Below are 9,144 nucleotides of genomic sequence, written 5' to 3'. Positions count from 1 at the left end.
GGGCCCTTACGAAAGGGCCTTGTAGCCGCTCCAGCCGCTCGCGATCTGCACCCGCGCCCCGAACGAGCCCTTTCCGTCGCCGGTGATGTCGCCGACGCCGACGACCGCGTTGTACGAGCCGCCCCAGTGCGAGAACACCTTGACGCGGGCGGCGAAGGTGCCGTCGCCCTTGCCGTCGTAGCGGTAGAGGTTGTCGGACGTGTCCTGGGCCAGGAGGTCGGCCTTGCCGTCGCCGGTGATGTCGCCGGTGATGTCGCCGGTGCCGACGATCTTCCTGTAGCCCTTCCAGTTGTCGTAGAGCTTGACGCGGGCGGCGAGCTTGCCGGCGCTCGTCCCCTTGTAGAGGTAGACCGCTCCGGTGGACGCGTTCCGCGCGATCAGGTCCGGGTGTCCGTCCCCGCTCACGTCGCCCCGCGAGGTGAGCGCGTTGTACTGCGTCCAGCCGCTGGTCCCGAGGGTGGTGTACGACGTCGACGGCTTGACCGCCTTCGCGCAGCCCGGCTTGTACAGCCGCAGCGCCCCGCTGGACCGCACCGCGGCGGTCCTGGGGGTCCACCGCAACACCGTCCGCCACCGCCTGGCGTGGGTGGCGGACCTCCTGGACCTCGACCTCCAGGACCCCGGAACCCGCATGGAACTCTGGTTCGCCCTGCAATGGCCGCCGGGCGAGGCACCGCACCAGCACTCCTGAAGAACACCGTGTTCTATGACGTCGGTCACGGCGCTTCGCCAACTCACCGGCGCGCTTAGTAGACACAACGAAGCGGACATTTGGTCATTTGTCCGTCTTGATTGGGGTGTGGCTCCCGGCATGCGTCCCGGGAATTCCGCGCGCCCGGCCCGCACGCCCGATTCCGGCTGACGCAAGGCATCTGACGCCGCGACAGCTTCTCTCTCCCGCCGCCCCGCGCGGACCGGAGACCCGCGCACCGCCCCGGCGAGGTTCCGGGACCTACGAGGGGACGTAGTGGAAGGGACCCTTTGCGCTCCCTGTGGAGCCGTTCTAAGAATGTCGACCCACAGGACGTCGCCGCAGTTCGAAACCGGTTTTCACGCAGGGTCTGCCCCCGCACCGGCGCTCGGCGTCACCGAGTGAGGAGGAGCCCCCCACATGAACTCGTCCCGAACGTCCCCGAGACTCTTGGCTCTCGGCCTGGGCCTGGCCTCCAGCGTGCTGGGCGCGGCGGTACCGGCGAGCGCCCAGACGGCCGCCGCCGCCCCGCCCGCCGCCGCCATCCCGTCCGCTGCCACCGCCACCTCCGTGGCGCGGTACGACGGGTCGGCCGAGGAGGCCTCGGACAACAAGGCGTTCTTCCAGGCCGTGCTCAAGTCGGTCGCCGATCGGCGTGCCGCCCAGCCGAGCACACAGACGGTGACCGTCTACTACAACGTCTCCCACGCCCCGAGCTTCCGCTCGCAGATAGCGAGCGCGGCCTCGATATGGAACAGCTCCGAGTCCAACGTCAAGCTGCAGGAGTCGTCGAGCGGCGGCGACTTCTCCTACTACGAGGGCAACGACTCCCGCGGCTCCTACGCCTCCACCGACGGCCACGGAAGCGGCTACGTCTTCATCGACTACACCCAGAGCCGGCAGTACGACTCGATCCGCGTCGCCAGCCACGAGACCGGACACGTGCTGGGCCTGTCGGACGACTACGGCGGGCCGTGCAGCGAGCTGATGTCGGGCGGCAGCGCCGGTACGTCCTGCACCAACCGCTACCCGAACGCCGCCGAGCGCGCACGGGTCGACCAGCTGTGGGCCACCGGACTCGCCCAGGCGCCGAGCACGGGCACGGCGAACCAGCCCACCGGCCAAACCGCAGGTCAGTCCGCGGGCCAGTCCGCGGGCCAGTCCGCGGGCCAGTCCGCAGGCCAGCCGGGCACCGCACCGCAGGTACCGACGCTGATACCGGGCAGCGTTCCGTGGGGTCTCCTCATCGGCACGCCCTGGGGCTGACCGGGATCCGCGGAACGGTTCGGTGTCCGCCCGCGTCGTCCCTCTCCGGAGCACGGTGGCCGTGTTCCGGAGAGGGGAGACCGGGTGCATACGGACGGCTTCGCCGAGTGGACCAGGCGGTTCGAGGCAGAGCGCGAGCGCAGGCGTGCCCAGGGTGATCCGGACTGGGGCCGGAACGCGACGCTGCATCCGGCGGTGTGGGCCAGCATCCAGCGGTTCCAGGTCGGCGAGGACGGTGACGGCGCCAGCCTCGTCGGCAAGGCGGACCAGGCCGGCGACCCCGACTACGGACAGGCGGTCCGGCTCTTCGTCGCCGAGGAACAGAACCACGCCCGGTTGCTGGCCCGGCTGCTGGCCGCGGGGGGCGTGCCGACGCTGAGCGGGCACTGGAGCGACACGGTCTTCGTCCGGCTGCGGCGTCTCATGGGCCTGCGCATGGAGCTGCTGGTGCTGATGATCGCGGAAGTGGTGGCGCTGCGTTACTACCGGGCACTGCGCGACGGCACCGACGACGCGCTCACCGCGGACGTGGCGGAGCGGATCCTGTCCGACGAGCAGCGCCACGTCCCGTTCCACTGCGAGCGGCTGCACGCCTCGCTCGCGGAGCTGCCCCGCGCCGTGCGGCGCCCGGTGATGGCCCTGTGGCGCCTCCTGCTGCTCGCGGTCTGCCTCGTCGTCGCCGCCGACCACGGTCCGGCACTGCGCGGCCTCGGCCTCGGACGCCTGCGCTTCGTGAACGACGTCATGGCCTCGTCCCGCACGGTGGTCTCCGCGGTGCTGCTGCCCCACCCGGACGGGCACCCGGATGCGCACCCGGCCCGGTCCGGGTGAGCCGGCCCCGGTCGGTCTCCAGCGCCGGTCCTGCCCGCCGATCGCTGGGCACCGGCCGGCGGGCCTGCCCCCCTGCCGGGGCGCTCTCGGCCGGACCGGGTGCGTCAGGTCGCCGGGCCGGTGGTCGTGCCGCGGACCACCAGTCGCGGGGCGAGGCTGAACTCGCGTGCCTCGCGGCCGGGGCCGGGGCCGTCGTCGAGGCGTTCGACGGCGGCCTGGACGGCGAGGCGGGCGGAGCGGATGTCGTCGTAGCCGACGATCGAGACCCGGCCGGGGACGTCGACGCCCGCGCGCCGCAGCTCGATGAGGAGGCCGATGGCGCACTGGTCGCTGCCGGCCACGACGGCGGCTGACAGGTGCCGGCGGCCAGGAGCGCGTGGGCGGCCTCGGAACCGGACTCCTCCGTGTAGTCGCCGGGCACCACCCGCGCCCGGCCGCCCAGCCCGTGCTGACGCATCGCGTCCAGGTAGTCCGCCCGGCGTTCGGCGGCTCCGGGACGTTCACCGCCGTCGACGTGGACGATGTCGCGGTGCCCCAGGGAGACGAGATGGTCCACGGCCAGGCGGGCGCCCTCGTCGTCGGCGGTGTGCACCGCGTCGAACCGAAGAACGCGCCTGGGCCTTCCGCACGGTCGGCCACGGCCATGGCACCGAGTTCTGGGCCCCCTTCATCGACGCCCTGGCCGAGCTCGGCTACGACGACGTCGTCAGCATCGAGAACGAGGACCCCGTCCAGGACGCCGTCGAGGGCGTCACCGACGCGGCCCGGTTCATCGCACCGCTGCTGCACTGACCGCCACGCGCCCGCCGGGGGCTGGTCAGCTGGGAAACATGCCGGCGGTCGCGTTGATCCAGGTGCCCGTGATGGTGGCACCGGCATCGGAGGCGAGGAACGTGGCCAGTGCGGCGATGTCGGCGATCCGCGGCGAGCGCTTCGTCATCCGCAGACTGTCCAGGTGGGAGCGGATGCCCTGGACCGCGGCCTCGTCCATGCCCGGGGCACCGGCGGCGGCCAGCTTCTCGGGGGTGAGGCTGTCGGTGACACCGGCGGTCCAGATCCCGCAGACGCGCACGCCCGCCGGGCCGACCTCCTGGGCGAACTGGCGGATCAGCGCGTCGATCGCGCCGTCGGCCGCGGCGGTGCCGCCCATCATCGGGCTGCCGTTGCCGGACGCGCTGTCCAGGGAGAGGATCACGCCCGAGCCCTGTGCGGTCATCCGGCGCGCCGCTGCCCGGGCGGTGATGAACTGGCAGGCGATGCCCCGCACGACCGGCCGCGTGTAGTCCTCGACCGACATCTCGGTCAGCGGTACGCCCTGGAAGTCCCCTCGCGGCACGAGGTTGAGCGAGACGTCGATCCGGCCCGCCCGCTCGACGACCGACGTCGCGTGGGCCTCGACGGCATCCTCGGCCCGGGCGTCGAGCACGTCGTACTCGGCACCGGTCTCCTCGGCGACCTTCCGCAGCGTGGCCTCCGTACGGCCGACGAGGAACACCCGCGCCCCCGCCTGCGTGTACGCCCTCGCGACTCCCGCACCGAGGGAACCCGCTCCGCCGTAGACGATCGCGACCTTGTCCTTCAGCATGGCTCTTCGACTCCTTGGGTCGAGGGCGCCGTGTGCGCCCGTCACCCATGAGACGTGCCTGCCGGGCAGACTCATCGCTCCCCGGCGGACTCAGAGCGTCATCGGCAGTCCGAACGCGGCGAACAGGTGGGGTTCGAAGGTGGTGATCTCGGCGATCCGGCCCTCCTCCACCCGCAGTACGTCGATGAGCTGGGCCCTGAAGACGCTGGTCCCCGGCCGCCGCAGGTAGCCGGCGACCGCCAACTGGCCGTTGGCGTGCACGGGCAGGTGCCGCCAGTGGCCGGCGAACATCGGCGACGCCGGATCGAGGTTCGGCCGTACGAAGCCGAAGAGCGCGTCGCGCGTGGTGAACCAGAACGGGTTCGGCGGCATGGTGAGCACCGCGTCCTCCCGTACCAGCTCGATCATGGCGTCGATGTCGGCCCGGGCGGCCGCGTCCAGGTAACGCCGCAGCAGCGCCAGGTCCTCGGCGCCGGGCGGGTCGGCCGACCAGTCCTCGCGCCGGCCCGGCAGCGCCTGCCTGAGCCCCGACCTCCCGCGCTGGACGGCGCTGTTGGCCGAGGCCAGGCTGCAGTCCAGCAGGTCGGCGGTCTCCTGGGCCGACCACCCCGCGACATCGCGAAGGATCACCGCGGCCCGCTGGCGGGGCGGGAGATGCTGGATGGCGGTCAGGAAGACCAGCTCCAGCGTCTCGCCCGCCACGGCCCGTTCGTCGGGCTCGTGCTGAACGGCGGGCATCTCCGGCAACTGGTCGTCGGGAAACGGCTGCAGCCACGGCAGACGCGGGGGCGGCGGCCCGCTTCCGGAGTCCATGCCCGGCACCGGGTCGTAGGGGGCCGGCCGCCGGTTGTGCCTGCGCAGGAAGTCCAGGCACAGATTGGTGGCGATCTTGTAGAGCCAGGCGCGTGCGTTGTCGACGCCCTCCATCGTCTCCCGGGCCCGCCAGGCGCGCAGGAACGCCTCCTGGGTGAGGTCCTCGGCCTCGTCGTACGAGCCGAGCAGCCGATAGCAGTGCACCCGCAGCTCCCGCCGGTGCCCTTCGACGAGAGCGGTGAAGGCGTCCTCACCGGAATTCGTCACACCGGACGACGTGACGAAATCCGTGTCCTCTTCCGTGGCCTCTTCCGTGGCCTCGGCGACAGCCTCCGTGGCGGCCACCGGCCGAGCCGGGTCCTGCTGCTCCTGGCGTGCCTGCCGGGCGAGACGCCGTAGCTGCGCGAATCGTGCCGAGAGGGCCTCGACATCGGCGTGGAAGACGAGCCCGGGTTCCAGTCGCAGCCGCCCCAGGCGTTCCCCGATGTCGGAGACCAGCTCCCTGGCGGGCGCGCCGACCGGCCGCCGCCGCTCCCGATAGGCGCGCTGACGGCACGCCTGCGAGCAGTACGACGCCACCCGGCCCGGCCCGCCACCACCACTCTCGATCGGGCCCCCGCAGGCTTGGCACCTCGCTGTCATGCCTCACACGCTAGAGCCAACGGGGTCTGGGCGGCCAACACTCCGAGGGCGCCGGCCTGAGGGTTCGTAATGTGATCGTCGCCGCAGAGATGACGGGTGCCGAGCGGACAGGGCTGGTTGTGGAACTTTCCCTGCGTGAGCGGATACGCGCCGGCGATCCGGAGGCCTTCGCCGAACTGTTCGGCGCGCACGCCCGGGCCGTCTACGGTCATGCCGCCCGGCTGTCGGCGGACCGGAGCACCGCGGAGGACGTGGTGTCCCTGACCTTCCTGGAGGCCTGGCGGCTCAGGGAGAAGCTGAGACCCGAGGCCGCGCCCCCGGACGAGGACACCGGAAGGCCCGAAGGCGACGGACTGCGCCCCTGGTTGTACGGCATCGCCACCAACGTGCTGCGCAACACGCGCCGCGCTGCTGGCGAAGATCTACGCCGGCACGAAGGGGGACGAACGGACCAGGCAGAGCGCGGTGCTGGAGAAGATCGGTGACATGCTGCCCGACGCCACGCTCCTGCCCGCACTGGACGCCGCGCTCTACCGCGCCGCCGCGAAGGTCCCGGGCGTCTCGGTCGTGGTCCACGCCAAGGACTACACCGGCCGCACCGGCATCGGCCTGAGTTTCAAGGAGAAGGAGAACGACGGCCGCACGGTCTGGGTCTTCGACACCGACTCCCTCGACTTCCTGGGCTCGACGGACGAGGCCCTGCTGGACGTCGGGGTCACGGACAAGGCGGGCGAGACGCCGGCCGGATGAACGGCTGTTCCTGTCGAACTCCGTTTGGCGCCTGCCGCGTTGACACCACGTGACGCGGGAGACGCAGCGCGTCCGGACCTCGGTGTCAGTGGCGGTCGTTGGCGTGGCCGCGTGATTCCGGCGCCTTCCTGTGGCTGCTCGCCGGGGGATACGGCCCGTGGGAAGCGGCCACCTCGTACGAACCCGACTGGACCCCGCGCCACCACCGGTTCTGCAGATCCGGGGTACCGCTCTCATCGGCTTGCCTCCCCCTGGAGCGTGCGCTGATCGTGCGTGAACGTCAGCATGTGGCCCGGTGCTCCCCCGCCGAGAGGTGCCGGAAAGTTACGAAGACCCATACGAAGTGGTAACAGGAGGCAACCGTGCGGGTGTTGCCGCAGTCCAGTCCATCATGAAGATCTCATTCCTGCTGCACAACGCCTACGGAATCGGAGGGACCATCACCACCACCTTCAACCTGGCCCAGGCACTGGCCGAACGGCACGAGGTGGAGATCGTCTCGGTACTGCGTCACCGGGAGCGCCCGAACCTCGACCTGGACCCGCGGGTGCGACTGCGGCCGTTGGTCGACCTCCGGCACGAGAACGAGCACGCGTCACATCTCAGACCGGCCCAGGTGTTCCCACGCGCCGAGTACCGGTACAGGCAGTACAGCGAGTTGACCGACCGGCGCATCGGCGAGTGCCTGGCCGGCATCGACGCCGACGCGGTGATCGGGACCCGGCCCGGACTGAACGTGCACCTCGCACTCCAGGCTCCGCGGCACGTCGCCCGTATCGGGCAGGAGCACCTCACCCTGGACAACCACCCGCCCCAGCTGCGGACGGCGCTGCGCCGCGCCTACCGCGGGCTCGACGTGGTCACCACGGTGACGGAGGCGGACGCCGCCGCCTACCGGCGCAAGATGCGGCTGCCCGGCATACGGGTACGGGCCCTCCCGAACAGCGTGCCGGATCCCGCGCTGCCCGCCGCGGACGGTACGTCGAAGGTGGTCGTCGCGGCGGGCCGGCTGGTCCCGATCAAGCGCTACGACCTGCTCATCGAGGCGTTCGCCGCCGTCGCCGCCGAGCACCCCGACTGGCGGCTGCGCATCTACGGCAAGGGCGAGGAGCGCGACCGGCTACGGCGGCTCATCTCGGAACTCGGCCTGTGGGACAACGTTTTCCTGATGGGTGCGGCGACACCGATGGAGGCGGAGTGGGTCAAGGGGTCGATCGGTGCGGCATCGTCCGACTTCGAGCCGTTCGGCATGACGATCGTCGAGGCGATGCGCTGCGGACTGCCGGTGGTGAGCACGGACTGCCCGTACGGCCCCGGCGAGATCATCGCGGACGGCGTCGACGGCCGGCTTGTGCCCGTCGGGGACCGAAAGGCCCTGGGTGCGGCCCTGCTGGAACTCGTCCGTGACGACGAGCGGCGCCACCGCGCGGGCCGGGCGGCCCTGGAGAACGCGCGCCGGTTCGCTCCCGGGCCGGTTGTCGCGCAGGCCGAGCAACTGATCTCCGAGGCGGTCTCGGCGCGCAGGGCCGGCCACCGGGTCGTACGAGAACGCACCCGCGTGCACCGTGTCCTGTCCGGCCACGGCTTCGCCGCCCGCGACGCCGCGTACTCCGCGGCCGACGACATGCGGCGACGTGCCCTGCGAAGGGGGCAGCGGTGAGTACCGAACCACGCGTGGACTGCACGGTCGACGCCGCAGGCCGGATCACCTTCGACCTGCCGCCAGGACCGACCGAGGGCGAGCAGGTGCTGTTGCGGCTGCGTCCGAAGAAGGGGCAGCCCGAGAAGGTCCTGCACGTCCTCGATCTGGAGTCGGCCGCGGACGGTCGCCGACGCGCCGTCCTGGGCCCGGAACCCGTCCTCGCGGAAGGCCGCTGGGATGTCTATCTGCTCGGCGAACCAGGGGCGCGGCGCGCGCGGCTGCGCCCGGGGCTGCGCGATCTGCGGGCCCTCGTCGACGGACACCTCCGCGACCGGCCCTCCCCGCTGGCCGTGCGCGTCCCCTACGTCACCAAGGACGGCCATCTCACGGTCCGGGCCTGGCTGCGCCCCGCCCACGCGGAGGCCGCTGGTATCGACGTCACGGACCGCTCGACGACGGTGACCGCACGCCTGCACGGCGCGTCCCTCCGGAGCGGAGCCACGGTGCAGCTGCGCCTGCGCGGGAGCGGCGGCACGGTACGGACACTGCGGCCACGGCCCGGACACGAGGACCGCGCCTTCTCCTTCACGATCACCCACGAGGAGTTGGCCGAGGCCACGGGCTCCCGGGGCGGCGTCTGGGACGTCTTCGTCCGGCCCGCCCCCGAGACTCCGTTCATCCGCGTCGCCCGCCTCCTCGACGACGTGGCGGACCGCAAGGAGGTCTTCGTCTACCCGTCGGTCGATGTCGGGGGCGCCGTGGTGCGGCCGTACTACACGGTGGACAACGACCTCTCGGTCGAGGTGACGCAGGCCGACTGAGCTCTTCCGACCTGGGCGCGTGTGCTCCGAAATGCCGCCCTCAGGGGCAGGTTCGCGCCGCTGTCAACCGTGGTTGGCCGGCCGGAAAGGGGGGTCGGCCGAC

8 protein-coding genes and 3 pseudogenes are annotated in these 9,144 nt (G+C 71.9%); 7 read left to right on the top strand and 4 right to left on the bottom strand.

The window, feature by feature from the left end:
- Nucleotides 1–6 precede the first annotated feature (6 nt).
- A complete protein-coding gene (locus ACFZDK_RS12510) occupies nucleotides 7–534 on the bottom strand; it encodes an FG-GAP-like repeat-containing protein (RefSeq protein ID WP_390971980.1) in 528 nt (175 codons plus the stop codon).
- Here ACFZDK_RS12510 and ACFZDK_RS12505 point away from each other — a divergent pair.
- The 3 genes and pseudogenes from ACFZDK_RS12505 to ACFZDK_RS12495 all read left to right on the top strand — a co-directional run bounded on the left by ACFZDK_RS12505 (nucleotide 503) and on the right by ACFZDK_RS12495 (nucleotide 2,788).
- Entirely contained in the window at nucleotides 503–691 is a 189-nt protein-coding gene (locus ACFZDK_RS12505; protein WP_390971979.1) for a helix-turn-helix domain-containing protein, read from the top strand. The two genes, ACFZDK_RS12510 and ACFZDK_RS12505, sit on opposite strands and share 32 nt — an antisense overlap.
- Before the next feature lie 420 nt (nucleotides 692–1,111).
- Nucleotides 1,112–1,780 (top strand): annotated as a pseudogene (snpA, locus tag ACFZDK_RS12500) (snapalysin); the annotation flags it as partial.
- Nucleotides 1,781–2,041: 261 nt separating this feature from the next.
- Nucleotides 2,042–2,788: a ferritin-like domain-containing protein gene (locus tag ACFZDK_RS12495; RefSeq protein WP_390971978.1), complete on the top strand. Its 747-nt coding sequence runs from the start codon at nucleotides 2,042–2,044 to the stop codon at nucleotides 2,786–2,788.
- A 104-nt stretch (nucleotides 2,789–2,892) separates the two neighbouring features.
- Here the strand turns inward: ACFZDK_RS12495 and ACFZDK_RS12490 are convergent.
- From ACFZDK_RS12490 to ACFZDK_RS12480, 3 genes and pseudogenes are all read right to left on the bottom strand, one after another.
- A pseudogene (locus ACFZDK_RS12490) lies at nucleotides 2,893–3,344 on the bottom strand (substrate-binding domain-containing protein).
- Between the two features lie 261 nt (nucleotides 3,345–3,605).
- Nucleotides 3,606–4,373, bottom strand: a complete 768-nt coding sequence (locus ACFZDK_RS12485; protein WP_390971977.1) for an SDR family oxidoreductase — start codon at nucleotides 4,371–4,373, stop codon at nucleotides 3,606–3,608.
- A gap of 90 nt (nucleotides 4,374–4,463) precedes the next feature.
- Nucleotides 4,464–5,828 carry an RNA polymerase subunit sigma-70 gene (locus ACFZDK_RS12480; RefSeq protein WP_390971976.1) on the bottom strand — a complete coding sequence of 455 codons (1,365 nt, stop codon included), beginning with the start codon at nucleotides 5,826–5,828 and terminating at the stop codon, nucleotides 4,464–4,466.
- 119 nt (nucleotides 5,829–5,947) lie between these two features.
- Here ACFZDK_RS12480 and ACFZDK_RS12475 point away from each other — a divergent pair.
- From ACFZDK_RS12475 to ACFZDK_RS12460, 4 genes and pseudogenes are all read left to right on the top strand, one after another.
- Nucleotides 5,948–6,265 (top strand): annotated as a pseudogene (locus ACFZDK_RS12475) (RNA polymerase sigma factor); the annotation flags it as partial.
- A 28-nt stretch (nucleotides 6,266–6,293) separates the two neighbouring features.
- Entirely contained in the window at nucleotides 6,294–6,578 is a 285-nt protein-coding gene (locus ACFZDK_RS12470) for a hypothetical protein (protein ID WP_390971975.1), read from the top strand.
- A 391-nt stretch (nucleotides 6,579–6,969) separates the two neighbouring features.
- Nucleotides 6,970–8,238 carry a glycosyltransferase gene (locus tag ACFZDK_RS12465; RefSeq protein ID WP_390971974.1) on the top strand — a complete coding sequence of 423 codons (1,269 nt, stop codon included), beginning with the start codon at nucleotides 6,970–6,972 and terminating at the stop codon, nucleotides 8,236–8,238.
- The gene (locus ACFZDK_RS12460; protein WP_390971973.1) at nucleotides 8,235–9,041 is read left to right on the top strand and encodes a hypothetical protein; all 807 of its coding nucleotides are present in this window, start codon (nucleotides 8,235–8,237) and stop codon (nucleotides 9,039–9,041) included. The genes ACFZDK_RS12465 and ACFZDK_RS12460 overlap by 4 nt, the downstream gene beginning before the upstream one ends.
- The last annotated feature ends 103 nt before the right edge of the window (nucleotides 9,042–9,144 follow it).

This window comes from Streptomyces sp. NPDC007901 (genome assembly GCF_042959465.1).
GTDB lineage: Bacteria > Actinomycetota > Actinomycetes > Streptomycetales > Streptomycetaceae > Streptomyces.
This window is presented reverse-complemented; position numbering and strand designations above follow the sequence as displayed.

What these genes read in the sequence shown, in the direction of transcription:
- ACFZDK_RS12485 (WP_390971977.1), bottom strand. Translation starts at nt 4,373, where the DNA reads ATGCTGAAGGACAAGGTCGCGATCGTCTACGGCGGAGCGGGTTCCCTC.
- ACFZDK_RS12480 (WP_390971976.1), bottom strand. Translation starts at nt 5,828, where the DNA reads ATGACAGCGAGGTGCCAAGCCTGCGGGGGCCCGATCGAGAGTGGTGGT.
- ACFZDK_RS12465 (WP_390971974.1), top strand. Translation starts at nt 6,970, where the DNA reads ATGAAGATCTCATTCCTGCTGCACAACGCCTACGGAATCGGAGGGACC.